We start from the raw sequence: 25,298 nt of genomic DNA, 5'->3' as shown, positions 1-25,298 counted from the left end.
ATCGTTCCGGCTCGAACACCCGGTCGTCACGACCCCCCTCACACCCCCGCAGGCAGCGACCGCGCGCGGAAGGGCACCACGAGGGAAAGGGAGGACGTCATGCCGAGCAACAGGGCCGTCTCGTACCAGGGGCCGGGCAAGGTGACGGTGGAGAACATCGACTACCCCGAGTTCGAGCTCAAGGACGGGCCAGGGGTGAACCCGGCCAACGTGGGACGCAAGGTCCCGCACGGCGCGATCGTCAAGACGGTCGCGACGAACATCTGCGGCAGCGACCAGCACATGGTCCGGGGCCGGACCACCGCGCCGCACGGGCTGATCCTCGGCCACGAGATCACCGGCGAGGTCGTCGAGGTCGGCCCGGGGGTGGAGTTCGTCTCGGTGGGCGATCTCGTCTCGGTGCCCTTCAACATCGCCTGCGGACGCTGCCGCAACTGCAAGGAGGGCAAGACCGGGATCTGCGAGAACGTCAACCCCGACCGGCCCGGCTCGGCGTACGGCTACGTCGACATGGGCGGCTGGGTCGGCGGGCAGGCCCAGTACGTCCTGGTGCCCTACGCCGACTGGAACCTGCTGAAGTTCCCCGACCGGGACCAGGCGATGGAGAAGATCCTCGACCTGACCATGCTCACCGACATCTTCCCGACCGGCTTCCACGGCTGTGTCACCGCCGGGGTGAGGCCGGGATCGACCGTCTACATCGCGGGTGCCGGCCCGGTCGGGCTGGCCGCGGCCGTCTCGGCGTTCCTGCTGGGGGCCGCCGCGGTGATCGTCGGCGACCTGAACAAGGAGCGCCTGGAGCAGGCCCGCAGCTTCGGCTGCGAGACCGTGGACGTGTCCAGGGGGGAGCCCCAGGACCAGATCGAGCAGATCCTCGGCGAGCCGGAGGTCGACTGCGCCGTCGACGCCGTCGGTTTCGAGGCGCGCGGTCACGGCGCCGACTCCGGGCAGGAGCAGCCCGCCGCCGTGCTCAACTCGCTCATGCAGGTCACCCGCGCGGGCGGGGCGCTCGGCATCCCCGGCCTGTACGTGACCGGTGACCCCGGGGCCCACGACGAGGCCTCCAAGCAGGGGTCGCTCTCCCTGCGGCTCGGCCTGGGCTGGGCCAAGTCGCTCTCCTTCACCACCGGCCAGACCCCGGTCATGCGCTACAACCGCTGGCTGATGCAGGCGATCCTGCACGACCGGGTGCAGATCGCCAAGGCGGTCAACGCCGTGCCGATCCCGCTGGAGCGGGCGCCCAAGGGGTACGAGGACTTCGACCAGGGCGTGGCGTCCAAGTTCGTCCTCGACCCGAACGGGATGCTCGGCACGGCCGCCTGACCGGCCCGCCGCGGAGACGCCTCGCCTGATTGAAGGTATATGTATCGCAAAAATGGTAAGAGCCTGTTCAAAAGCGGGTTGCGGTCATGGCCGTAATCGGGCGAGAACAGGGAGCGAGCATGAGTGAGGCGAGCAACGTCTGGCGGCTGGACGTCGATGGGCAGGAACGCGACATCGAGGTCGAGCACAGCACCATGACCGGCAAGATCGTGGTGAAGCTCGACGGCCAGGTCGTGGAGGAGAGTCGCCTGCTGATGAGCAAGAAGTCCCTGGAGTTCAAGGTGGGCGAGCACGTGGCGCTGGTGGGGGTCGAGTACTCCTACAGCGGCCTCGCCGTCCGGAGCACGCTCCACCTCGACGGCCGCTACGTCGAGCCACTGAACGACTGAACGACCCGCCGGGGCCGTCGTCCGCCTCCGTCCCCATGACGGACGCCGGACGACGGCCTCGCTCGTCTCCGGACGACGGCCTCGCTCGTCTCGCGGAGGCCCGGCCTCAGAGCGCCTCGACGAACAGCACGGCCTCGCGCTCGCCCATGCCGGTCTCGCCGCGTACCAGGTGGACCGCCTGCTCGGCGCGTCCGGCGGCCTTGAGCGCGCGCACCCGGCTCGCCAGGTCACCGGCCCCGTTCGCGCCGGCGACGGGCGTGATCATGGGGTTCGCCGGCCGGAACCGGGCCATCAGGGGGTGACCCCACATGTCGTGCCCCGCGTCGACCGCGTCGGCGACCGCCTTGGCCTCGGCCAGGCCGAGGGAGGTGTGCCGGCGCAGCTCCCTGATCGCCTCGATCTTCTTCCCCTGGCGGATCAGCCGGGTGACGAGCTCACGCAGATCCCCCGGCGCCGGTGCCGCCTTCACCGGTGCCCCCGGTGCCCCCGGTGCCCCGTAGGACGCCGCGGAGGACCTGCGGGAGGACCTCCTGACGGCCGTCACCACCAGCACAAGGGGGATCACTACGAGCAGAAGAATGATCAGTAACTCGGTCGGTCCAAGATTCGGCATGGCCGCATCGTATGGCGCCTCCCGGCGGCCGTACAGGACGCGGACCGGCCTCTCACAGGTCCAGGACCAGACGCGGTGAGCGGGAGCGGCCGACGCAGATCATCATCGTCCGCCCGGCCTCCCGCTCCTCGGCGGTGAGCAGCGAGTCGCGGTGCTCGGGGGTGCCCGCGAGCACCCGCGTCTCGCACGCCCCGCAGTACCCCTTCTCGCAGTCGTACGACAGGCCCGGGACGGCCTCGCGGACCGCCTCGATGAGCCGCTGGTCCGGCCGGACCCGTACGGTCCTGCCGGTCCTGGCCAGGTGCACGTCGAAGGCGGTGCCGGCCGCCGGGTCGAAGACCGTCTCCAGGTCGTCCCCGGCGCCGAAGCGCTCCACGTGCAGCCGGTCCGAGACGCTCAGCCGCTCGCAGGCCCGCTCGACCGCCTCGATCATCCCGGCCGGGCCGCAGCAGTAGATCGCGGTGGACGGGCCCGCCGAGGCCAGGAGGGCGTCCAGGTCGGGCAGGCCGAACTCGTCCTGGGGGACCAGCTCGGCGTTCCCGCCCGCGTACCCGGCCAGCTCGTCGCGGAAGGCCATGGTGGCGCGGGAGCGCCCGCCGTACAGGACGCGGAACGTTCCGCCCCGCCGGGCGACGGCCCGCGCCATGGCCAGGATCGGCGTGACGCCGATGCCCCCGGCGACGAACAGGTAGTCCTCTGCGGGCACCAGCGGGAAGTGGTTGCGCGGTCCCCGCACGCCGACGACGACGCCCTCGCGGGCGATCTCGTGCATCTCGGCGGAACCGCCCCGGCCGTTCTGCTCGCGCAGCACCGCCACCCGGTAGCGGTCCCGTTCGGCCGGGTCCCCGCACAGGGAGTACTGCCGGACGCGTCCCGAGGGCAGCCGGAACTCCAGGTGCGCGCCGGGCTCCCAGGCGGGCAGGTCCCCGCCGCCGGCCCTGGTCAGGGTCAGCGCCAGCACGCCGTCGGCGACCGGTTCGGCCCCGGCGACGACGACCTCGAAGGAGAGGGCCTGCCCGAAGGACGCGGACCGTGTGCCGGGGCCGAGCCGGGGCCCCGGCGGGAAGACGGCGGGGATGGCGTCCCAGCCGGACTGGTTGCCCCGGGTGGGATAGGCGACGAGCCCCTCCTCCAGGACCCGGAAGCCGGGCAGCCGGGTCAGCACCTGGGTGATCATCTCGCGGAACATGGCGCGCGCCAGGTGCGCCCCGGCGCAGCGGTGCGTGCCGATGCCGAAGCTCAGGTGCCGGGCGGCGTCCCGGTCCAGGCGCACCTCGGCCGGGTCGGGGAAGACGGCCGGGTCGTGGTTGGCGGCCACCCACGGGATCAGCACGCGCTCACCGGCCCGTACCGGGCAGCCGCCGATCTCGGTGTCGGCGCGCGCCGTGCGCGCCATGGACTGCGAGGGGGCGAACGCCCGCAGGAACTCCTCGGTCGCCGAGTCGAGCAGGTCGGGCGAGTCGATCAGGCGCCGCAGCTGGTCGGGGTGGCGGCTCAGGTGCACCAGCACCGAGCCGGTCAGCGAGGTGGTGGTGTCCACGCCGCCCGCGATGAGCAGCCCGATCACCGAGACCAGCTCGTCCTCGCCGTACGGGAGGCCGTCGGGGCCGGTCTGCGCGGCCAGGACGCTGGTCGCGTCCGAGGTGGGCTCGGCCCGGCGCTCCCGGATGATCTCGCGGATCCGCCGTTCCATGTAGGCCAGGCCCTCGGCGCCCCGGCGGGCCCGGTCGCTGTCGGCGGGCGCGGCGAAGATGTCGTGGATCGGGCCGGCCAGCCGGGCCCAGTCCTGTTCGGGGAAGCCCAGCCAGTCCAGGGTGACCGCCGCGGGCAGCGGGTTGGTCAGGTCGCGGACGAAATCGGCCGAGCCGTGCTCGATGAACGCGTCGACGACGCGCGTCGCGTGACGGGCGATCATCGGCCGGAGCGACTCGACGGCGTCCGGGGTGAGCAGCGGGTTGATCAGGTCGCGGTACCCGGTGGACTCCGGAGGGTCCAGCTCGATCGGGTACTGCTCCAGGCCGGGGCCGCTGGGAATGACGATCGCGACCCGGTCGACGCCCGAGGAGGCCCGGGAGGAGGAGAAGGTGTCGTCGTCGCGGGCGATCCTGGCCACGTCGGCGTAGCGGGTGGTGTAGACGAATCCGCCGTGGGCCTCGGTCCTGCCGACCGGGCACTGCTCGCGGAAGGACCGGTAGTAGTCGACCGGATCGGCGGTGCAGGCCGCGGAGTGGTGGTCGAACTCAGTCTGCTGGGTCATGGCGCACAGGCCCCATATCCATACGAACGATGCGCGGTGTTGCCCAGCCGCGCCACTGGGTGTCTGAGTCCCGGAAGTCTAACCCGGTGCGGATCACGAGACAATGTCTCGCATGTCGCGGCGGCATCACGCCCCCGCGAGGGAGGAAGGGGAGGTCAGAAGGTCAGGACGGCCTTGGCGGTCCTGCCGGCGCGCAGATCGTCGATCGCGTCGCCGATCCGCTCGAAGGGGTAGGGGGTCATCATCCGGTCGACCGGGAAGCGGCCCGCGGCGTACAGGTCCAGCAGCCGGGGCAGGAAGACCTGGGGCAGGCTGGAGCCGGCGATGATGCCGGTGACCGTGCGGCCGTTGAGGACGCTGCGCCAGTCGAGGCTGATGTCCTGGCTGGGGCCCACGCCGATCACGCCGCACCTGCCGAGCGGGGCCAGCGCCTCCACCGCGGTGCGCAGCACCTCCTGGCGGCCGGTGGTGTCGACGGTGAACCCGAACCCGTCGGGTGCGATCTCGCGCAGTGCCGTGGCCGGGTCGCCCGCGGAGGAGTCGATCGTGTGCGTGGCGCCGTAGGAACGGGCCGCCTCCAGCTTGGCCGGGTTGACGTCGACCGCCGCCACGACCGAGCAGCCGCTCAGGGACGCCGCGATGATCGCCGCCACGCCCACCGCGCCGGCCCCGAAGACGGCGATGGAGGATCCGGGCCCGGGGCGCAGCACGTTGAACACCCCGCCCGCGCCGGTCTGGACGCCGCAGCCGAACGGGCCGATACGGGTCAGGTCCAGGCTCGCGTCCACCGGCACGACGGCCCGCTCGGGCGCCACGACGTGGGTGGCGAAGGAGGACTGTCCCAGGAAGTGGCCGTTGACCGGGGTGCCGTCCAGGGACAGGGCCGAGGAGCCGTCGGCCCGGTGGCCGCCGAAGTTGAGGGCGTCGAAGTCGCGGCAGTAGGCCGGGGAGCCGGTCAGGCAGGCCGGGCAGGCCCCGCAGGAGGTGAAGCTCATCGCCACGTGGTCGCCGGGGGAGACCGACGTGACCCGTGAGCCGACCCGCTCGACGATCCCGGCGCCCTCGTGGCCCAGCACGGCCGGGGTGGGGAAGAAGCCGGCGAACTCCAGGTCGGTGCCGCAGATGCCGGTGGCGACCACGCGGACCAGCACCTCGTCGGCCCGGGGCTCTTCAAGATCGACGTCCCGGAGGACGAAGGGCCCCCCGGCGGTCTCCAGAACGGCGGCGGTGATGCGCACGGATCCCCCAACTGTTTTCATAAAATGAGATGGCATCTTGACATGCAGAACGGAAGGGGTCAAGGATTCCAACCATGGCCGAACTCTTCATCCCTCCCGCCCAGCAGCTGATCGACGGCGAGTGGACGGCGGCCCGGGACTCCGGGGAACTGCCCGTCGTCGACCCCGCCACCGGCCGGACCATCCAGACGGTGGCCCGCGCCGGCTCCGGCGACGTCGACGACGCCGTCGCGGCGGCCCGGCGGGCCTTCCCCGGCTGGGCGGCGACCTCGGCCTCCGAGCGCGGCAGGCTGCTGCGCCGCTGGTCGGAGCTGATCGGCGAGCACGTGGAGGAGCTGGCCCGGCTGGAGGCCCGGGACGTCGGCAAGCCCCTGTCGGGCGGCCGGACGAACGTCTTCATCGCGCAGGGCATCGTGGAGTACTTCGCCGGCGCCGCCGACAAGCTCACCGGTGTCACGCTGCCCACCCGGACCCCCGACTACCTCGGATACACCCTGCAGGAGCCGTACGGCGTCTGCGCGGTCATCATCCCCTGGAACGTTCCGGCGGTGCTCACCGCGGCCAACGTGGCGCCGGCCCTGGCCGCGGGCAACACGGTGGTGCTCAAGCCGTCGGAGGTGGCCCCGCTGGCGCCGTTCGCCCTCGCCGAGCTGGCCCGCAGGGCCGGGTTCCCTCCCGGCGTGCTCAACGTGCTCGCCGGGATCGGCGCCGACACCGGCGCCGCGCTCACCTCCCACCCCGGCGTGGACCACATCAGCTTCGTCGGCTCCACGACCACCGGCCGCGCGATCATGCGGGCCGCGGCCGAGAACCTCGTCCCGGTCAAGCTGGAGCTGGGCGGCAAGTCGCCCAACGTGCTGTTCGCCGACGCCGACCTCGACGTCGCGATCCCGGCGATCGTGGGCTCCATCACCGAGAACGCCGGGCAGAACTGCTACGCGGGCTCCAGGCTGCTGGTGGAGTCCTCCGTCGCCGGCGAGGTCGTGGAACGGGTGGCCGAGCTGATGAAGGCCGTCCGGATCGGTCCCTGGGACGCCGATCTCGACATGGGGCCCCTGGTCAACGAGGCGCAGTACCGCCGGGTGCTCGGTTTTCTGGAGAGCGCCCCGGCCGAGGGGGCCCGCCTGGTCACCGGGGGCGGCCCGGCCGCCGAGGGGGAGGGGGGCGGCTGGTTCGTCGAGCCCTCGCTCTTCGACGGCGTGGACCCGCGCTCCCGGCTGTCCCGGCAGGAGGTCTTCGGGCCGGTGCTGGCGGTCCAGGAGTTCTCCGGCGACCGGCAGGCGCTGGAGATGATGAACGACACCGACTTCGGGCTGCTGGCCTGCATCTGGACCGGCGACGTCTCCCGGGCGCTGCGCCTGGCCCAGGAGGTGCGCTCCGGCCAGGTGTCGGTCAACCAGTTCGCCGACGCCGGGGTCATCGGCTTCCCCTTCAACATGCAGCGGGACAGCGGGTTCAGCCGGGGCGGCGGGTACGCGGCGATGCGGGAGTACACCCAGGAGAAGGCGGTCGCCGTCCGCCTGCTCGACCGGACGCCCCCGCGGTGAGGTGCCCCTCCGGGGCGGGCGCTCGCATGACGAGGCGTCCTCCCCGGCCGGGCGCTCCCGTCGTGCGGTGCCCTTCCGGGACGGGCGCTCCCGTCGTGAGGCGTTTCTCCCGGCCGGACGTCCCCGCGGTGAGTGCCCCTCGGGGGCGGGCGCTCGCGTGGCGGAGCGCCCCCGGCCGGATTCCCCCGCGCCGAAGCACCCCCCTGACCCCCTCATCATGGGACGAGAACGTTCCAACCTGCGGATATTTAGTGTGAGCGACGCTCGTGTAACAAGCGTGTGACGCGCGGGGCTCTTGGCTCCGGAGGCATTGACAGGCCCCCGGAGCGGGGGCAGAGTACGACGCATTGCGACCCAGAATCACAATGCGAGACGCCATCGTGAATTACGATCGCTTGGAGGGGTAGCGTGCGAGCACTGGTCCAGACGGCCTTCGGCGGTCCGGAGGCGGTGAGCGTCCAGCGGGTCGCCGACCCCGAGGCCGGCCCGCTCGACGTGGTCGTCCAGGTCGGCGGCTGCGCCCTGAACCGGCTCGACATGCTCCAGCGCCGCGGCCCCGGAGTGCTGCCCGGCTTCAGCCTGCCGCACATCGCGGGCATGGACATCGCCGGAAGGGTGGCGGCGACCGGGAGCGCGGTCACCACCCTGCGGACCGGCGACCGGGTCGTGGTCGACCCCACGGTGGGCTGCGGCGCGTGCCCGCACTGCCTGGCCGGCGACAGCGGCCACTGCGCCTCGCTGCGGGTGATCGGCGGGAACGTCCCGGGCGGCTACGCCGAGTTCGTGGCGGTCCCGGCCCACCTGGCGCACCCGGTTCCCGGTCATGTCGACCTGGACGAGGCCGCCTGCCTGCCCACGCCGTGGAGCACCGCCTGGCACGCCGTGCACACCGTCGCCGAGGTGGGCGCCGGTGACCTCGTGGTCATCCAGGGGGCCGCGGGCTCGGTGAGCATCGCCGCCGTCCAGCTGGCCAGGCGGGCCGGTGCCCGGGTGGTGGCGGTGGCCGGCAGCGACGAGAAGCTCGCGGTGGCGGCCGGGCTCGGCGCCGAACTGCTGGTCCGCAACGACGAACCGCTGGCCGAGGCCGTCCGCGAGCACAGCGGAGGCCGGGGCGCCGACGTCGTCCTGGACCACGTGGGCGCCGCCACCTGGCGGCGCTCCCTGGACTGCCTGCGGATCGGCGGCCGGCTGGTGACGTTCGGCAACACCGGCGGCGACCAGGTCTCGCTCTCCCTGGCCGAGATGTACCACCGCGGGATCCGCCTGCTGGGCGCTGGCGCGTACACCCCCGCCGACTTCTCCGCCATGCTCGGCGCCTACTTCGCCGGTGGCCTGCGCACCGTGCGCGCCGCCGAGTGCGGCCTGGAGGAACTGTACGAGACCTTCGACCTGGAGCGCTCGCGCGACCTGGTCGGCAGGGTGCTGGTGCGGCCGTGACCGGGCCGCGCGCGTACCCGGGCCCCCGGCCGGACGGCCCCGGCACCCCGGACGCTTCCGACACCCCGGACGGCCCCGGCACCCCGCACGGCTCCGGCACTCAACGCGGCTCCGGCACCCCGCACGGCCCCGGCACGCCGGACGGCCCGGGAACCCCGGGCGGGACCGCCGCCGACCTGCTGATCGTCGGGGGGGACGTGGTGACGATGTCGCCGCGCCGCGAGGTGGTCACCGGCGCCACCGTCGCCGTCGCCGCGGGACGCATCGCCGCGATCGGCCCCCCCGCCGTGCTGCGGGAGGCGTTCCCCGGCACCCCCGAGCTGGACGCGACCGGCTGCGTCGTCATCCCCGGCCTGGTCAACGCCCACCAGCACGTCACCGCCGACCCGCTGGTCCGCAGCATGATCCCGGACGACATCGGCTCCCAGGAGTCCATCTTCGACTGGATCGTCCCGCTGCACGGCAAGGTCACCGGCGACGACGACGAGCTGTCGGCCACCCTGACCGCCGCCGAGTCGCTGCTGCTCGGGGTCACCACCCTGCTGGAGCCGGGCACGGTCGCCCACCCGCTGCGGGTCGCCGCGGGCCTGCGCTCGGCCGGCGTCCGCGCCCGGGTCGGCCGCTGGGGCTGGGACGTGCCCGGCGCCGTCCACGCGCTGCCCGCCGCCGAGACCCTGGCCCTGCAGGAGGAGACCGTACGGGCGCTGCCGCCCGGCGGGACCGTCACCGGCTGGGTCACCCTGGTCGGCCACGACCTGGCGAGCGACGAGCTGTTCGTCGGCGCCGCCGAGCTGGCCGCGCGGCTGGGGGTCGGCCTGACCTGGCACATCTCGCCGGGAGAGGCCGACGTCCACGCCTACGCCCGCCGCGCCGGAACCCGGCCGGTGCTGCACCTGCGCGACCTCGGGGTGCTGGGTCCCGGCCTGGTCCTCGGCCACGCCGTCTGGCTGGACGACGCCGAGCTCGACGCCCTCGTCGAGACGCGGACCGCGGTGGCCTCCTGCCCCGGGGCGTACCTGCGCCTGGGCCAGGGCTACGCCCGCGCCGGCCGGCACGCCGAGCTGGTCCACCGCGGCGGCAGGCTCGCCCTGGGGTGCGACTCGCACAACGCCGGGGACGCCCCCGACCTGCTGGGCGCCGCCCGGCTGCTGGCCGCGCTGGAGCGCGACCGCGACGCCCGGCCCGTCCTCGGCGCCGACCGGGCGTTCGCGCTGGCCACGATCGACGGGGCCGACGCGGTCGGGCTGGGGGACCTGGTCGGCTCGATCGAGGTCGGCAAGGCCGCCGACCTCGTGGTGATGGACACCCGCGACCCCGCCTGGATCCCCCGCGGGGACCTCGCCACCCACCTCGTCTGGGGCGCGCCCAGCCACACCGTCCGCGACGTCCTCGTCGACGGCCGGGTGGTCGTGCGCGACGGCCGGATCACCACCGTCGACCTCGACGACCTGGCCGGGCAGGCGCGGGAACGTTCCGCCGCGCTGCTCGCCCGGACCGGCATCGAGGTCCCGCACCGCTGGCAGACCGTGCCCGCGGAGGAACACGTCCAGGGAGTACGCGGATGATCATCGACCTCGCCGGCCGGACGCCGGCGCAGAAGCAGGGGCTGCTCTCCCAGCTCGTGGTACCGCGTCCGATCGCGATGATCACGACGCTGGACGCGCAGGGCGGCGTGAACGTCGCCCCGTTCAGCTACTACATGCCGATCTGCGGCGAGCCCCCGCTCGTCGCGGTCACCATCGGCACGGTCAGGGAGGCGACCGACGAGCCCAAGGACAGCTGGGTGAACCTCAGCGCCTCGGGCGAGTTCGTCATCAACGTCACCACCACGGCGCTGGCCGAGCACATCGAGACGGTGGCCAGGGAGTACCCGGCCGGCGTGGACGAGGCCGGTCTCGTCGGCTGGCGGACCGTGCCGTCACAGGTCGTGGCGCCGCCGTCGCTGGCCGACAGCCCCGCCCACCTGGAGTGCCGGGTGCGCGAGGTCATCGACCGCGGCGACCCCACCTCCTGCTTCTCGGGGGTGCACATCGTGCTCGCCGAGGTGGTCTGCATCACCGCGGACGAGTCGATCATGTCCTCCCCCGGCCGGATCGACCCGACCAGGGTGCACGCCGTCGGGCGGATGGGCTTCCCCTGGTTCGTCGCGGCGACCGAGGAGACGGTCTTCCACCAGGAGCGCGTCGCCTACGCCGACCTGCGCTCCGGCGATGAGGAGGTGCTCGCCTGATCCGCCTCGCGGGCGGGGGAGGGGCTCGGCAAAGCCCGGACCCCCGCCGGCGACCAAGATTCGTTCCCCCCTTGCGCGCCGTCGGGCGGCGCGCGTGCATCAGATCGAGAGGATCGTCATGGCCGCATACTATCGAAGGGGCCGGGCCACGGCCGCACTGACCGCCTGTCTCAGCGCGCTGGCGCTGGCCGGCTGCGCGAGCAACGACGCCACGGCACCGGCCCCGGCCGCCGCCCCGAGCGACGCGGGCGCCAAGACCGACGGCGGCACCGTGCTCGCGGGCCAGCCCGACGTCAACGGTGACGGCAAGGTCGTCATCGGGGTGCTGAGCCCCGGCGACATCAACGACAAGGGCTACTACCAGAGCTTCGTCGACACCGCGCAGGAGTTCGCCACCGCACAGGGCTGGACGATCATCAAGCGCGGCAGCGTCAACACCAGCGAGGCGCTCAACGCCGCGCGGGCGCTGTGCCAGCAGAAGGTCGACATGGTCGCGCTGGGAGCCTCGGAGCTGCGGGACGCGATCCCGGCCTCGGAGGAGCCGGTCTGCGCGAAGACCGCCTGGTACGTGCCCTCGTCCGACAACATCCCGCAGACCCCGAAGATCGTGCTCTCCACCGACGAGGCGGACCAGAGCATGCTCGCCGCCGGGTACGCGGCCGGCCTGATCATGAAGGACGCGGGCCACACCAAGGCCGGCTTCGTCACCGGCCCCGAGGCCGACTTCACCACCGGCGCGGCCGCCGCGTTCAAGGCGGGCATCAAGCTGGTGGTCCCGGACGGCACCGTGGTGACGACCTACACCGGCGACCTCAACGACTCGGCCAAGGCCAAGGAGGCCACCCAGGCCCAGATCAGCCAGGGCGTCAAGGTCATCTACCCCTACCTGGGCGGCGCCACCGACGCCTCGGCGGAGCTGGCCAACAGCAAGAAGGTGCTCACCCTCACCCCGGGCACCGACCGCTGCGCCTCCACCAAGCCGACCTTCGACATCTCGGTGCTGTTCAGCCCCGGCGACTACTTCAGGGCCGCCCTGGAGGACTTCTCCGAGGCCAAGCTGCAGATGGGCGTGGAGAAGGTCTGGACGCTCGGCGTCGACCCCTTCCCCACCGTGAAGATCTGCAAGCCCACCCCCGAGCAGAAGGAGAAGCTGGACACCTTCATCGCCGACGTGGGCAGCAAGAAGATCGACACCAAGGCGGAAGTGAAGAGGCTCGGTTCCTGAGATGACGGACGACGAACGGGCGAGGGGGCTCACCCCGCCATCGGCGCCCGCGCTGCGGCTGCGGGGAATCAGCAAGAGCTACGGCCCGGTCGTCGCCTGCGACGCCGTGGACCTCGCCGTGCACCAGGGCGAGATCCACGGCCTGCTCGGGGAGAACGGGGCCGGCAAGTCGACGCTCATGAAGATCCTGCTGGGCCTGGTCCACCGGGACGCCGGGAGCATCCTGCACCACGACGGGCCCGTGGACATCACCAGCCCGCAGGAGGCCGTGGCGCTCGGCATCGGCATGGTGCACCAGCACTTCAGCCTGATCGACCCGCTGACGGTCTGGGAGAACGTCATCCTGGGCGACACCGGGAAGATCGACAGGGCCGCCGCCTGCGAGCAGGTCCGGGAGGTCTCCGCCCGCTACGGCCTGCCGATCGACCCGACGGCCAGGGTCGCGCGGCTCTCGGCCGGGGAGCGGCAGCGGGTCGAGCTCATCAAGTGCCTGCGCCGCGACCCCTCGGTGCTCATCCTGGACGAGCCGACGTCGGTGCTCACCCAGGCGGAGTCGGCGGAGCTGTTCGGCGTGCTGCGCCGGGTGGTCCGCTCGGAGAACCGCGCGGTCATCCTGATCAGCCACAAGCTGGCGGAGATCACCGCGGCCACCGACCGGGTGACCGTGCTGCGCAGGGGCAGGGTCGTCTTCCACAGCGCCACCGCCGAGACCGGCCCGCAGGAGCTGGCCAGGCGGATGGTCGGCAGGGAGGTCTCCCTGGGCGCCGAGGCCGCGGCGCTGGGCCTGCTGCCGGTCGAGACCCCCGGGGACGTACGGCCGGAACCGGACGGGACCGGGGAGCGGGAGGCGCCCGCGCTGCGGCTGCGCGACCTGACCGTCACCCTCGACGGCGTGCGGGTGCTGTCGGACCTCAGCCTGGACGTGGCACCCGGTGAGATCGTCGGCCTGTACGGGGTCGAGGGCAACGGCCAGGCCACCCTGGGCGACCTGCTGTCGGGGCTGCTGCCCCCGGACTCGGGCTCGGTCGAGGTCTCCGGCGTCCGGGTCGACCTGAACCGTCCGGGCGCGCTGCACGCGGCCGGGCTGGGCATCGTGCCGGAGGACCGGCACAGCTCGGGCGTGGTGCTGGACATGAGCGTCGCCGACAACCTGGTCATGAAGTCCCTGGACGCGGTCAGCGGCCGGGGCTTCCTCAGCCGCAAAAAGGCGCACGCCGTCGCCCGCCGCCTGGTGGCCGAGTTCAACATCGTCACCCCGTCGGTGGACACGCCGGTGCGCAGCCTGTCGGGCGGCAACCAGCAGCGGGTCGTGCTGGCCCGCGAGCTGTCGGCCCACCCGGCCGTGCTGGTCGCGGCGCAGCCCACCCACGGGCTGGACGTGGGAGCCATCGAGGACATGTACGTGCGTCTGCGCGACGTCGCGTCGAAAGGGGTGGCCGTGCTGCTGATATCCACCGAGCTGGAGGAGGTCATGACCCTGGCCTCGCGGATCGCGGTCATCTCCTCGGGACGGATCACCGGGGTGCTCCCCACCGGGCAGGCCACGGCCGAGCGGCTCGGGATGCTGGTGGGCGGGGTGGCCGCGTGAACGAAGCCCGTACCCTCGTTCCGGACGCCTCCGGCCGCCGTCTGCTCACCCTTCTCACCCCCGGGCCGGTCGGCCGCCAGACCGCCCTGGCCACCGCCCTCGCCGTGGTCGTGGCGCTGGCCCTGTCCTCGCTGCTGATCGCCGCGACCGGCGGGTCCCCGCTCGCCTCGGTGCAGGCCCTCTTCCAGGGCAGCATGGCCGACTGGACGGCCTGGACCTCCACGCTGCTGTACGCGGCACCGCTGCTGCTCGTCGCCGTCGGCGCGTGCGTCAGCGCACGGTCGGGCGTGTTCAACATCGGCCAGGAGGGCCAGGTCCTCATCGGCGCCCTGTTCGGCGCCTGGGTGGGGCTGCGCCTGGCGCTCCCCGGCCCGCTGCTGCTGGTGGTCGTGCTGGTCACCGCCGCGCTGGCCGGAGGCGCCTGGGCCGCCCTCAGCGCGCTGATGTACCGCTTCCGCGGGGTCAACATCGTCGTCAGCACGCTGCTGATGATCTTCATCGCCCAGCAGCTCGTCGCGTTCTCGGTGAACACCTCCTGGCTGCTGCAGGAGTCGCGGATCGGCGACGCGGTCGTCTCCCCGCAGTCCAACCCACTGCCCGCGAACGCGCTGCTGAACTCCATGGGGGAGTACCCGAACCTCCAGCTCAACGGCGGGCTGCTGCTCGCGCTGGCCGGCGCCGTGGTGGTCGCGGTGGCGATCGCCCGCACCCGGTGGGGCTTCCGGCTCACCATGCTCGGCCTCAACCCGCTCACCGCCCGGCACGCCGGGGTGCGCGTCAACGCGCTGGGCGGGGTGGCGCTGGCCATCTCCGGCGCCTTCGCCGGCCTGGCCGGGGCCGTGCTGCTGGCCAGCCCGGTGGGCGTGCACCGGCTGCAGCCGGGCGTCGCGATGAACATCGGCTGGGACGGCCTGCTGGTCGCCCTGGTCGCGCGCAACCGCCCGCTGCTGACCATCCCCGTCGCCCTGCTGTTCGGCGTGCTGCGCTCCGGCGGCGGCTTCCTGGCCGCGACCGGCGTGCCCCCCTTCCTGGTGGACGTGGTCAAGGCCCTGCTCGTGCTGGCCTTCGTCGCCCCGCCCGTCGTCGTCGCCGCCCTCCGGCGCAGGCGGTCCGGACTCCGTACCGCGCGCGCCGAGCAGCGGCCCGCGCCCGTCGCAGAGGGGGCCGCCCTGTGATCGCCACAGAGGACATCTCCACCATCCTGTCCAGCGGGATCCGGCTCACCGTGCCGCTGGCGTTCGCGGCGTGCGGGGAGTACCTCGCCGAGCGGGCCGGTGCCATGAACATCTCCCTCGAGGCGATGATGCTGAGCGCCGCGTTCGGCTCGATCGCCGTGGCCAGCGCGACCGGCAGCGCCACCGCCGGGCTGGTGGCCGGCGTGGTGATCGGCCTGGGGATCGGCCTCGTGCACGGCAACCTCTCGCACCGGCTGGCGATCAACACCTTCGTGGTCGGCCTGGTGCTCAACGCCCTCGTGCTCGGGCTGACCAGCTACCTGATCACGATCAGCTCCTTCGACTCCCACCAGGTCGCGCAGGTCAGCATCCCCTGGCTGCGCGACATCCCGCTGATCGGGCAGCCTCTGTTCGTGGAGCGCTGGCCGGTGTACCTGCTGATCGTGATCATCCCGCTGACCTGGTGGCTGGTCGAGCGCAGCAGGTGGGGCCTGGAGCTGCGGGCGGTCGGGGAGCAGCCGCAGGCGGCCGACGTCACCGGCATCCGGGTGAACCTGCGCCGCCGCCAGGCGCTGCTGTGGTGCGGCGCGCTGGCCGGGCTCGGCGGCGCGTACCTGGCGGTGGGCGAGGTCGGCTCGTTCAACCAGAACATGACCGCGGGACGCGGGTACATCGTCATCGCCGCGGTGATCTTCGGTGCCTGGCGGCTGGGCCGGACCCTGCTCGGCTGCGCGCTGTTCGGCCTGGCCGACGCCATGCGCCTGGCACTGCCCGCGCTGGGCCTGACGCTCAACTCCCAGCTGCTGGTGGTGGCCCCCTACCTGCTCGCCCTGCTGGCGATGCTGATCTTCGCCAACCAGCACCGCGAACCCAGGGCACTGGGCCAGCCCTTCGAACGAGGTTCCACCTGACGGTACATATATGGACTTTCTCGGTCATACAGGTATGAATAGAACAAATGGAGGAACCATGAGTGATCTCACACAGGCTCGCTGGACGCACGTCGCGCTGCCCACCGGCGACCTCGACAAGGCCATCGCGTTCTACACCTCGCTGACCCCCCTGGTGGTGGTCGAGCGGTTCCGGGACGCCGACGGCGAGAGCGCCTGGCTCTCCAACGACAAGCAGGCCGAGACCCCGATGGTCCTGGTCCTGGTCTCGTTCAACAAGGACAAGGGCGGGCAGCTGGGGCTGCTGACGCCGTTCGCGCACCTGGGCATCGAGGTGCCCGAGCGCACCGACGTGGACGGCATCGCCGACCGGGCGCGCGAGCTCGGCTGCCTGCACTGGGAGCCGCGCGACATGCCCGACCCGGTCGGCTACATCTGCGCGCTCAAGGACCCCGACGGCAACGTCGTCGAGATCTCCCACAACCAGCAGGTCTTCAACACGGTCCGCAGGCTGTGGGCGACCCCCTCCTGAACGCCGGCCCCGACGCCGGCCTCACCCGGGCCGCGGTCCTCGGCTACGTCGAGGCGCTCAACGCGCACGACGCCGACGCGATCGCGGCCCGCGTGAGCGAGGACTTCGTCAACGAGCACACCTCGGCGATGGGACGCGACGTCACCGGCAGGGCGAACTACCGCGCCAACCTCACGGTCTTCCTGGCCGACTTCGCGGACCTGCGCTACGACGTCGAGGACCTCGTGGCCGAGGACGACCGGGCGGCCCTGGCGTACCTGATGTCGTTCCGGCCCGCCGTGCCGGGGGCCGGGACGGTGCGGGTGCGCGGGGTGTTCCGGTTCCGGGTCGGCCCCGACGGCCTGATCGCCCACCGCGTCGACTACTGGGACAGCGGCGAGGTACGGCGGCAGCTCGACCCCTCGGCCTGAGAGGGCCCGACGCCCACCGGCCGGCACGGAGACCGCCCGGTGGGCTTCCGGCCGCCGTGCGGGACCGTCGCCCCGCCGGACGACACGCCTGTCCACCGGACGACATGGGTGTTCACCGGACGACACGGGAACGGCCGGCGGGGGAGTCCCCGCCGGCCGTTCGTGTGCGCTTTCGGGTCAGTTGCCCCAGTCCATGTTGGGCACGACCGCCTCGGTGATCCTGAAGTTGCCGCCGGGCAGCGGCTGTGCCGCCTCCTCGCCGCGCTCCTTCACCACGTTCTTGCCGAACCCCTCCACCAGCGGGCGGCCCACGTCGCGCTTGAGCCAGAGCCGCAGCAGGTGCCTGCGGCGCTCGGGCTCGGGCCAGTCGACGTAACCGGTGCGCGAGTGCAGGGCGGCGTAGTTCAGCAGCCACTGGACGTCACCGGGCTGGAAGTCCATGTCCAGCGCGAGCCCCGGCTCCTGGGTGATCTCGTCGTACAGGTGCAGCAGCTCGACCTGGGCGTCGGTCAGCTGCGGCACACCGGGGTGCTTCTGCGCGGAGAAGATCATCGAGCTGCCCGCGTAGGTGCTGAAGGTCCCCTCGACGTAGCTGCAGATCGGGGAGACGTAGGTGTCGGCGGGGGCGTCGGGGTCCTGGCCCCGCCAGTCCCAGTGCCACGGCTCGAAGAGCAGGGGAGCCAGGTCGGGACGGCGGCGCAGGATCTCGTTGTAGATCGTCGTGCCGCTCACCAGGCTGCTGGAGCCGCCCTCCTTGGACGCGCGCAGGCACATCAGCGCGACCACGTCGGAGCTGTCGGAGTGGAAGGGCAGCCGGTCGCGCACCCGCGACGGCAGCGCGCCCGCGTCGTCGAGCGTCTTGTTGGAGGTGGCGATGACGTGGTCGAGCACGTCGCCGAGCTGGTTCTGCTCCATCGGCGTGCCCAGGTGCAGGCCCATCAGGAAGAAGATCGCGCCGGCCAGCGTGTCGCCGTACTCCTCGGTGCGCAGGCCCCGTACCAGCACGAAGCCGCGGCCGGAGTCCATCTGCCGCGCGCACTCGTCGATCATGGCGTGGGAGACCGAGAGCGGGTAGCTCCCGGCGGAGACGGTCCGCAGGTCGGGGTCGTCCTCGACGAACCGGCGGCCCACGGCCTCCAGCTCCTCACGCTCGGCGTCGCTGAGAACGTAGATCCACTCGGTGGATCCGGCCAGCTCGTCGCCGCGCCAGGCGGAGGGTCCGGTGATGGGGGACATGGAGATGTCTGTGGTCATGGTCGATGCGCTCCGAATGCTCGGGGTCGTCTCAGGAAGGGCCCGCCGGGGCGGTGCGTGATTCCGGCCGGAGACGGCGGGAGAGGTCGCGCGGACGTCCGCGCGGCGGCACCCGCCGCCGCGCCGGAGTCAGAACGGGGTCTGCGGATCCCCGGCGGCGGTACCTGGGCGCAGGCCCTTGCGCGGCGGGTCGACCCGCATCGAGTCCCCGCGGCCGGACAGGACGGACCCGGAGCCTGGCACGGCTTCCTGGGTCATGGCGTTCTCCTGCGGCTCGTGGTTGTCCCACCACGCTAGACCGCGCCCGACATTCCGTCAATAGAGACGCTGTCTCGCGCTACGTTACGACCGCGTGTCGCCGGGAGCCTCGCCCGCGGACGCCCGCGGGGCCGCGGCCTCGCCGGTGAGGGCATCGGAGGACGAGGACGTCCGGGAGGCCGGGGCGTCGCGGGCGTCGTCGCGTACCTCGTCGTGGATGCCGTCGTGGGCGTCGCCGGGGGGCGGGTCCGCGGCCTGGGCGGCGCGCCGTGCCCGCCGCCCGCGCGCGAGCTCGGTGCCCAGGGCGTCGAGGCTCTGGGTCCAGAAGTGCCGGTAGCGGTCGAGCCAGGCGTCCACCTCCCGAAGCGGGGCGGGATCGACGGCGTACAGGCGCCGGGTGCCCTGGGCGCGCACGGTGGTGAACCCGTTCTCGCGCAGGACGCGCAGGTGCTGCGAGACGCCGGGCTGGGAGATCCCGAACTCCTCCTGCACCACGGCGCTGATCTCACCTGCCGCCCGCTCACCGTCGGCGAGCAACTCCAGGATCCGGCGCCGGACCGGATCGCCGAGAACGTCGAGCGCGTGCATGGCCTCACTGCCTGAAGTGTCGGCTCGCGAGGGGAACTCCGAGCCGGGCGGATCCGACGCGATCGACCCTACTGCGGCCCCGGGCCGGGGCGGTGCCGTCCGGGACCGCCACGCGGACTACCATCACCGATGTGGACAAGCGTGAACTGGGCAGGACCGGAAGGCACATCGGCGTCGTCGGACTCGGCGCCTGGCAGCTGGGGGCCGACTGGGGTGAGGTCGGCGAGGACGAGGCGCTGGCCACCCTCGGCGCCGCGGTGGACGCGGGGGTGACCTTCGTCGACACCGCCGACGTGTACGGCGACGGGCGCAGCGAGCAGCTCGTCGCGCGGCTGATCAAGGACAGGCCCGGCCTGACCGTGGCCACCAAGATGGGCCGCCGCGTCGCCCAGGAGCCCTCGGCCTACACCCTGGACAACTTCCGGGCCTGGACCGACCGCTCCCGCGCCAACCTCGGCGTCGACACCCTCGACCTGGTGCAGCTGCACTGCCCCCCGACCCCGGTCTACTCCTCCGACGAGGTCTTCGACGCCCTCGACACACTGGTCCAGGAGGGCCGGGTGGCCTCCTACGGGGTGAGCGTGGAGACCTGCGCCGAGGCGCTGACCGCCATCGCCCGGCCGGGCGTGGCCACCGTGCAGATCATCCTCAACGCCTTCCGGCTCAAGCCGCTGGAGAAGGTGCTCACCGCAGCCGTGGAGGCCGGGGTCGGCATCATCGCCCGCGTCCCGCTGGCCAGCGGCCTGCTGTCGGGCAAGTACGACGAGTCCACCGTCTTCGCCGCCGACGACCACCGCACCTACAACCGGCACGGCGAGTCCTTCGACGTCGGCGAGACCTTCTCCGGGGTCGACTTCGCCACCGGCCTGGAGGCGGTACGCCGCCTGGCGCCCCTGGTGCCGCCCGGCATGACCATGGCGCAGTTCGCGCTGCGCTGGATCATCGACCAGCCCGGCGTTTCGGTGGTCATCCCCGGCGCCCGCAACCCGGAGCAGGCGCGCGCCAACGCGGCCGCCGCCGAGGCCGGCCCGCTGCCCGAGGCCACCCTCCGGGGCGTACGGGAGATCTACGACGAGCTGATCCGCCCGCAGGTCCACGACCGCTGGTGACCGCCGGACCGGGCGGCCCGCGCTGCGCGGACCGCCCGGCCATGCCCGTCGGCCGTGCCCGTTAGTCGCGTCCGTCGGCCGTGCCCGTCAGTCGAACAGGGCCCGGCGCAGCGCGACCACCCGCTCCGCGGCGGCCCGGCGGCTGATCTCCGCCTCCGGGACCAGCCCCTCGAAGCCGTGGAAGGCCCCCGGGTAGAGGTGGAACTCGGTGGAGACGCCCGCCTGCGCCAGCCGCAGGGCGTACTCGGCGCACTCGTCCCTGAACACCTCCAGCTCACCGACGTCGACGTAGGCCGGCGGCAGGCCCGACAGGTCGGTCGCCCTGGCCGGGGCCGCGTACACCGAGACGTCCTCGCCACCGGCCCGCTCGCCCAGCAGCGCCTTCCAGCCCAGCAGGTTCGCGGCCCGGTTCCACACGACGGCGTCGGCGAACTCCCTGCTGGACGGGGTGACGTTGCGGTCGTCCAGCATCGGGCAGATCAGCAGCTGGAACGCCACGGCCGGGCCGCCCCGGTCGCGGGCCAGCAGCACGGTCCCGGCGGCGAGGCCGCCCCCGGCGCTGATCCCCCCGACCGCGATGCGCGCCGGGTCGATACCGAGCTCGGCGGCGTTCTTGGCGGTCCACACCAGCCCGGCGTAGCAGTCCTCGACCGGTGCCGGGTCCGGATGCTCGGGGGCCAGACGGTAGTTCACCGAGACGACCGCGCACCCCAGCGCGACGACGTACCGGGTGAGGGCCGAGTCCTCCATCTCGACCTGGCCGAAGATCATGCCGCCGCCGTGGATCCAGTACAGGGCGGGGATCGTCCCGGTACGGGAGGCCGGGCGGTAGATCCGCAGCCGGACGTCGGGGTCGCCTTCGGGGCCGGGGACCGTCCGGTCCTCGATCGTCACCCGCTCGTCCTGCGGGAGCGGCTCCATGGCGGCGATCGCCTCGCTCATCTGCAGGCGCATTCCGGGCAGGTCCTCCACCCGCACCGAGCCGAGGTCGAGGACGGGCAGCCTGCCCTCCCGTACGGCGGCGGCGAGGCCGGGATCGAGGTTCCGGTGAAGTGTCATATCGCCTCTCTTCGTCGAGAACGGCGGGCCCGCTCACGATGGGTCTTCCTCAGATCATGGGCGAGCCGCCGTCCCGTCACAAATTCAGTTCCCGGTGCCCCCGTGGTTCGCGGTGATCCGGTCGTCCGCGGTGCCCCCGTCGTCCGCGGTGATCCGGTCGTCCGCGCCGGCCCTGCCGTCCGCGGTGTCCTCCGGGGCGGGGGCCGGTTCGACGAGGGGGAACGAGTGGTGCTCGTGGGCGACGACCCACCTGCCCTGCCGCCTGCGCAGGCCCAGCGTCAGCCGCAGGCGTGCCCGCGGTTCCTCGGCCAGCCGCTCCCTCTCGCCGCAGCGCACCAGGGCGTGGGCGAAGGCGACGTCGTCACCGGCGGTGACGTCCAGCGTCTCGATCTCGAACACGCCCGCCCGCGTCTGCCACTGCAGGAAGGACGGCCAGGTCTCGCGGTAGGCGTCGATGCCGCGCACGCCCTCGTAGGGGGGCGGCACGTCGAACATAACGATGTCGTCGTCGTGGTCGGCGAGGACGCCGTCGAGGTCGCCGTCGTCGACCGCCCCGGCCCATCGCAGGATCAGGGTGCGGATCTGCTCGTCATCGGTCGTCATCGGTCGGTACGGTCCTTCCGGGTCGCTGTCATCCGTCAGGACTACAACCCGGGCGGCTCCCGGAAATCATCGCGGACCACCGAACCGGGATCCACCGTGCCGCTCACGTGCCGCCCGCCCGTGCCGCTCGGCGGGTCTGCTCACCCGGTCGGCTCCACCGCCCGTTCACCCGCCCCCGTTCATCGGGTCCGTCCGCCCGGTTCGCCTCACTTCCTGGTCCGGCGATCGGGACGGGTCAGGGCGGTGTGACCCCGGGCCACGATGACGTCCACCTCCTTGAGGTCCCGGACGTCCTGCGCGGTCGCCAGCGCCTCCTTGGCGGCGTCGTAGCAGTCCAGGGCCCGGTTCCAGTCGATGGCGTCCCCGCCGCCCCCGTCGGCCAGGCGGTCGATCTCCTCGCCGAGCCGCGTCACGTTCTCCTCCTGGACCCTCCGGGTCTCCTCGAAGCGGACCGCCTGCTCGGCCATCTCGGCCTTGGTGAGCCTCACCCGGCGACGGCCGCGTGCGATGATCTTGAACACCACCCAGAGGACCACCAGTCCCGTCACGGACAGGAAGACCACCCAGCCGAACGCCATCCTGCTGGACGACCCCGACAGGTCGGCGCCCTCGGAGTACTCGGTGTCCAGGCCGGTGACCTCGGCGTCCACGAAGACCGCTCCCCGCAGCTCGGTGTGGCGCGCGTCGGCGCCGCCCATCCTCGCCCCCCGGAAGATCGCGCCGCGGAACTCACCGCTGCTCAGATCCGCGCGTTCCATCCTGGCGCCGGTGAAGTCGGCCCGGTCGGCCCTGGCGCTGCCGAACTCGCTGTCGCGCAGGTCGGCGCCGCCCAGCCGGGCCCCGGTCAGGTCGGCGCTGCCGAACGACGCCCCGGACAGCTCCGCCTTCGTGAGGTTCGCCCCGGCGAGCTTGGCGCTGCCGAACCGGGCCCCGGACATCCGGGCCCCGCTCAGGTCGGCGCCCATGAGCTCGGCGCTGCCGAGCTTGGCGTGCTCCAGCAGGGCGCCGCGCAGGTCGGCACCCTTGGCGTAGCGGATCGTGGCCCCGGTGGCCACGATGTCACGCAGGATCGCCCGGTCCAGCTTGACCGAGCCCAGGTCGACGCCCTCCAGCCTGGCGCCGGTCAGGTCGGCGCAGCTCAGGTCGCGGGGGAACTCGGCGACCTTGGTGAGGTCCCAGCCCGCGTACCGCTGCCCGCTGCCCGGCTCGCACGCCGGGTCGGGGGTCGGCAGGGCCTTGGGCATGCCCTTGCTGCCCTCCAGCCGCGCCCCCGTGACGTCGCTGAGGTCGGCCCCGCCGAGATCGGCCCCCTTGAACGTCGCGCCGTTCATCGCCGACTGGCGCAGTTGCGTGCCGCGCAGGTCGGCGTTCCGGAACACGGCCCGCAGCAGCGTGGCGCCGTACATGCGGGCCTTGGCCGCCTTGAGACCGGTGAGGTCGGCCCGGCGCATGTCCGCGCCGTAGACGTCGGCGTCGGTCAGGTCGACGCCCACCAGTTTCGCGTCGTCGAACTGGGCGCCGTAGGTCTTGGCGCGCACCATCGTGGCGCCGCTCAGGTCGGCGCCCTCGAAGTGGGATCCGTACGGCAGGGAGTCGTCCATGACCGCCCCGCGCAGGTCGGCGCCGCGCAGGTTCGCGTAGTACAGCTCGGCCTCGGTCAGGTCGGCCTTGCCCAGCCTGGCCCCGGCCATCTCGGCCTGCCCGAGCCGGGTGCCCTTGAGCGAGGCGCCCCGCAGGTCGGCCCGGGTCAGCACGCTGCGCACGACCGCCCCGTCCAGCCGGGCCCCTCGCAGGTCGGCGCAGGACAGGTCGGCCGGCAGCGCGGCCCGGGTGAGGTTCCTGCCGGCCAGCTTGAGGCCGCTTCCCGGCCTGCACGGCGCCCCGGCACCCGCGGACCGGCTGGCGGGCGCGCCCTGGGCGGCGAAGACGGCGGGGGCGGCGGCGGTGGCGGCGTGGACGGCGGTGTGAGCGACACGGACGGTACGGGCGGCGTCCGAGGTCCGCGGCGGGGACGCGGGCCCGGAGGGCAGGGCCGTGAACAGGATCATCGCACCGGCGAGCAGGGGGGCAGGGCTGGGCATGTCTCTCTCACTGTCTCCCCCCGGGACGGGCGTACCCGGCCGGCGGGGGAGAGGCGGCGCCGGGCGGGTGGTTCGCTGAGGGGTCGGTGGACGGCTTTCGCAGGGGATCGTCCGATGACCATACGGGAACGGGACCTTTTCTAGGGGGGTCCGGTTGCGGGCCGCTTGCGAACCGCCTGCCGATCACCTGACGGCCGCGCTCCGGAAGGACCGGTCGGCGGGTCACATCGGCGGTCGCCCGGGACCCGTGCGAAAGGGGGCCGCGGACCGGCATCCCCGGCCCCGCAGGGCCTTCGGCCGGATCCGTCCCGTCGTCGGCCGCCCCCGCCCCTCGCCCCCGCCCGTCGTCCCAGGCCGTCGCCGCCGAGACGGGATGTCCATGGGCTGAGACGTCTGCTTGAAACGTGACTTGACGGCGCCGTACCCTTCAATCACCATAATCCCTATCAGCACAGTAGGAAAAACAGGAAGGGGGGCGTCGTGCGTGCGCTCATCCTCTTAGGTCTTGTCGGCTTCGCCGCGCAGCTCGTCGACGGCAGCCTGGGCATGGCCTATGGTGTCACCTCGACGACGCTGCTCCTGGCCATCGGCACCAACCCCGCCGCCGCCTCGGCCACCGTTCACCTCGCCGAGATCGGCACCACTCTCGCCTCCGGTATCTCTCACTGGCGGTTCAACAACATCGACTGGAAGGTCGTCGCCAAGATCGGTATCCCCGGCGCGATCGGCGCGTTCGCGGGGGCCACCTTCCTGTCCGGCCTCTCCACCGAGGTCGCCGCCCCGGTCATGTCGATCATCCTGCTCGTGCTGGGTCTGTACGTCCTGATCCGCTTCACCGCGTTCGGGCTCCCGCGCGGCAACCTGGGCAAGCCGCTGCGCAAGCGCTTCCTCGCCCCCCTCGGCCTGGTGGGCGGGTTCGTCGACGCCACCGGCGGCGGCGGCTGGGGCCCGGTCGGCACCCCGGCGATCCTGGCCAGCGGCCGCCTGGCCCCGCGCAAGGTGATCGGTTCCATCGACGCCAGCGAGTTCCTGGTCGCCATCGCCGCCAGCGTCGGCTTCTTCTTCGGCATCGGCTCGGAGAACATCGACTTCGCCTGGGTGGCCGTGCTGCTGATCGGCGGCGTCATCGCGGCTCCCATCGCCGCCTGGCTGGTCCGGCACATCCCGCCGCGCATCCTGGGCTCCGCGGTCGGCGGCGTCATCATCCTGACCAACGTGCGCACCCTGCTGCGCAGCGACTGGATCGACGCCTCCGGGAGCATCCAGGCGATCGCGTACATCACCATCGCCGTCATCTGGGCCGCGGCCATCGCCTACTCGGTGCGCGAGTACCGCCGCGACCGCGACAACGAGACGGTCGAGGCGATCGAGGCCGAGGAGCGCCGCCGCGCCGCCGAGCAGGAGACCGCGGGCAGCGTGGGCACGATCGGCTGACAGCCCGGCCGGGGGAGATCCGTCACCCCGTCCGGAACGCCCCCTCGCCTCGGCGAGG

23 protein-coding genes are annotated in these 25,298 nt (G+C 72.9%); 14 read left to right on the top strand and 9 right to left on the bottom strand.

Annotated elements, in window-relative coordinates; all coding sequences use genetic code 11:
- The first annotated feature begins 99 nt into the window (after positions 1-99).
- Entirely contained in the window at positions 100-1,323 is a 1,224-nt protein-coding gene (gene fdhA / locus ABD832_RS39705) for a formaldehyde dehydrogenase, glutathione-independent (RefSeq protein ID WP_344907267.1), read from the top strand.
- A 119-nt stretch (positions 1,324-1,442) separates the two neighbouring features.
- Positions 1,443-1,712 (top strand): hypothetical protein, encoded by a 270-nt coding sequence (locus tag ABD832_RS39700; RefSeq protein WP_344907264.1) that lies wholly within the window; start codon positions 1,443-1,445, stop codon positions 1,710-1,712.
- A 106-nt stretch (positions 1,713-1,818) separates the two neighbouring features.
- Here ABD832_RS39700 and ABD832_RS39695 read toward each other — a convergent pair whose 3' ends face one another.
- The 3 genes from ABD832_RS39695 to ABD832_RS39685 form a co-directional block, all read right to left on the bottom strand.
- Entirely contained in the window at positions 1,819-2,325 is a 507-nt protein-coding gene (locus ABD832_RS39695; RefSeq protein WP_344907261.1) for a hypothetical protein, read from the bottom strand.
- A 52-nt stretch (positions 2,326-2,377) separates the two neighbouring features.
- Positions 2,378-4,582, bottom strand: coding sequence for a cytochrome P450/oxidoreductase (locus tag ABD832_RS39690; protein WP_344907258.1), 2,205 nt, complete (start codon positions 4,580-4,582; stop codon positions 2,378-2,380).
- 155 nt (positions 4,583-4,737) lie between these two features.
- The gene (locus tag ABD832_RS39685) at positions 4,738-5,820 is read right to left on the bottom strand and encodes an NAD(P)-dependent alcohol dehydrogenase (RefSeq protein WP_344907255.1); all 1,083 of its coding nucleotides are present in this window, start codon (positions 5,818-5,820) and stop codon (positions 4,738-4,740) included.
- 74 nt (positions 5,821-5,894) lie between these two features.
- Here ABD832_RS39685 and ABD832_RS39680 point away from each other — a divergent pair, with 74 nt between their 5' ends.
- From ABD832_RS39680 to ABD832_RS39635, 10 genes are all read left to right on the top strand, one after another.
- On the top strand, positions 5,895-7,367 hold the full coding sequence (locus tag ABD832_RS39680; protein ID WP_344907252.1) for an aldehyde dehydrogenase family protein: 1,473 nt from the start codon (positions 5,895-5,897) through the stop codon (positions 7,365-7,367).
- A gap of 408 nt (positions 7,368-7,775) precedes the next feature.
- On the top strand, positions 7,776-8,804 hold the full coding sequence (locus ABD832_RS39675) for a zinc-binding dehydrogenase (RefSeq protein WP_344907250.1): 1,029 nt from the start codon (positions 7,776-7,778) through the stop codon (positions 8,802-8,804).
- The gene (locus ABD832_RS39670) at positions 8,801-10,369 is read left to right on the top strand and encodes an amidohydrolase family protein (protein WP_344907247.1); all 1,569 of its coding nucleotides are present in this window, start codon (positions 8,801-8,803) and stop codon (positions 10,367-10,369) included. Before ABD832_RS39675 ends, ABD832_RS39670 begins: the two co-directional genes overlap by 4 nt.
- Positions 10,366-11,034 (top strand): flavin reductase family protein, encoded by a 669-nt coding sequence (locus ABD832_RS39665; protein ID WP_344907244.1) that lies wholly within the window; start codon positions 10,366-10,368, stop codon positions 11,032-11,034. Before ABD832_RS39670 ends, ABD832_RS39665 begins: the two co-directional genes overlap by 4 nt.
- Before the next feature lie 118 nt (positions 11,035-11,152).
- Positions 11,153-12,259 carry a BMP family ABC transporter substrate-binding protein gene (locus ABD832_RS39660; protein ID WP_344907241.1) on the top strand — a complete coding sequence of 369 codons (1,107 nt, stop codon included), beginning with the start codon at positions 11,153-11,155 and terminating at the stop codon, positions 12,257-12,259.
- 1 nt (position 12,260) lies between these two features.
- Positions 12,261-13,847, top strand: a complete 1,587-nt coding sequence (locus ABD832_RS39655) for an ABC transporter ATP-binding protein (RefSeq protein ID WP_344907237.1) — start codon at positions 12,261-12,263, stop codon at positions 13,845-13,847.
- The gene (locus ABD832_RS39650) at positions 13,844-15,022 is read left to right on the top strand and encodes an ABC transporter permease (protein WP_344907234.1); all 1,179 of its coding nucleotides are present in this window, start codon (positions 13,844-13,846) and stop codon (positions 15,020-15,022) included. The genes ABD832_RS39655 and ABD832_RS39650 overlap by 4 nt, the downstream gene beginning before the upstream one ends.
- Positions 15,019-15,933 carry an ABC transporter permease gene (locus ABD832_RS39645; RefSeq protein ID WP_344907232.1) on the top strand — a complete coding sequence of 305 codons (915 nt, stop codon included), beginning with the start codon at positions 15,019-15,021 and terminating at the stop codon, positions 15,931-15,933. Before ABD832_RS39650 ends, ABD832_RS39645 begins: the two co-directional genes overlap by 4 nt.
- Positions 15,934-15,991: 58 nt before the next feature.
- Positions 15,992-16,444: a VOC family protein gene (locus tag ABD832_RS39640; RefSeq protein ID WP_344907229.1), complete on the top strand. Its 453-nt coding sequence runs from the start codon at positions 15,992-15,994 to the stop codon at positions 16,442-16,444.
- The gene (locus ABD832_RS39635; RefSeq protein WP_344907226.1) at positions 16,426-16,854 is read left to right on the top strand and encodes an ester cyclase; all 429 of its coding nucleotides are present in this window, start codon (positions 16,426-16,428) and stop codon (positions 16,852-16,854) included. Before ABD832_RS39640 ends, ABD832_RS39635 begins: the two co-directional genes overlap by 19 nt.
- Positions 16,855-17,031: 177 nt before the next feature.
- On the opposite strand, the gene ABD832_RS39630 is transcribed toward ABD832_RS39635, so the two are convergent.
- The 3 genes from ABD832_RS39630 to ABD832_RS42475 all read right to left on the bottom strand — a co-directional run bounded on the left by ABD832_RS39630 (position 17,032) and on the right by ABD832_RS42475 (position 18,954).
- Positions 17,032-18,108: a TauD/TfdA family dioxygenase gene (locus ABD832_RS39630; RefSeq protein ID WP_344907223.1), complete on the bottom strand. Its 1,077-nt coding sequence runs from the start codon at positions 18,106-18,108 to the stop codon at positions 17,032-17,034.
- Positions 18,109-18,237: 129 nt separating this feature from the next.
- Positions 18,238-18,366, bottom strand: coding sequence for a hypothetical protein (locus ABD832_RS39625; RefSeq protein ID WP_344907219.1), 129 nt, complete (start codon positions 18,364-18,366; stop codon positions 18,238-18,240).
- A gap of 84 nt (positions 18,367-18,450) precedes the next feature.
- Entirely contained in the window at positions 18,451-18,954 is a 504-nt protein-coding gene (locus ABD832_RS42475; protein WP_413224405.1) for an ArsR/SmtB family transcription factor, read from the bottom strand.
- A 131-nt stretch (positions 18,955-19,085) separates the two neighbouring features.
- Here ABD832_RS42475 and ABD832_RS39615 point away from each other — a divergent pair, with 131 nt between their 5' ends.
- Entirely contained in the window at positions 19,086-20,063 is a 978-nt protein-coding gene (locus ABD832_RS39615; protein ID WP_344907215.1) for an aldo/keto reductase, read from the top strand.
- 87 nt (positions 20,064-20,150) lie between these two features.
- Here the strand turns inward: ABD832_RS39615 and ABD832_RS39610 are convergent, their stop codons facing one another.
- The 3 genes from ABD832_RS39610 to ABD832_RS39600 form a co-directional block, all read right to left on the bottom strand.
- Positions 20,151-21,122 (bottom strand): alpha/beta hydrolase, encoded by a 972-nt coding sequence (locus tag ABD832_RS39610; RefSeq protein WP_344907211.1) that lies wholly within the window; start codon positions 21,120-21,122, stop codon positions 20,151-20,153.
- 84 nt (positions 21,123-21,206) lie between these two features.
- Entirely contained in the window at positions 21,207-21,725 is a 519-nt protein-coding gene (locus ABD832_RS39605; protein WP_344907207.1) for a YybH family protein, read from the bottom strand.
- 206 nt (positions 21,726-21,931) lie between these two features.
- A complete protein-coding gene (locus ABD832_RS39600; RefSeq protein ID WP_344907204.1) occupies positions 21,932-23,806 on the bottom strand; it encodes a pentapeptide repeat-containing protein in 1,875 nt (624 codons plus the stop codon).
- Between the two features lie 480 nt (positions 23,807-24,286).
- Between ABD832_RS39600 and ABD832_RS39595 the strand changes: the two genes are divergently transcribed.
- On the top strand, positions 24,287-25,240 hold the full coding sequence (locus ABD832_RS39595) for a sulfite exporter TauE/SafE family protein (RefSeq protein ID WP_344907201.1): 954 nt from the start codon (positions 24,287-24,289) through the stop codon (positions 25,238-25,240).
- Positions 25,241-25,298: the final 58 nt, after the last annotated feature.

The organism is Streptosporangium longisporum, assembly GCF_039534895.1.
GTDB classification, from domain to species: domain Bacteria; phylum Actinomycetota; class Actinomycetes; order Streptosporangiales; family Streptosporangiaceae; genus Streptosporangium; species Streptosporangium longisporum.
Note: the sequence above shows the minus strand (reverse complement) of the source record. Positions and strands in the feature narration are given on the sequence as shown.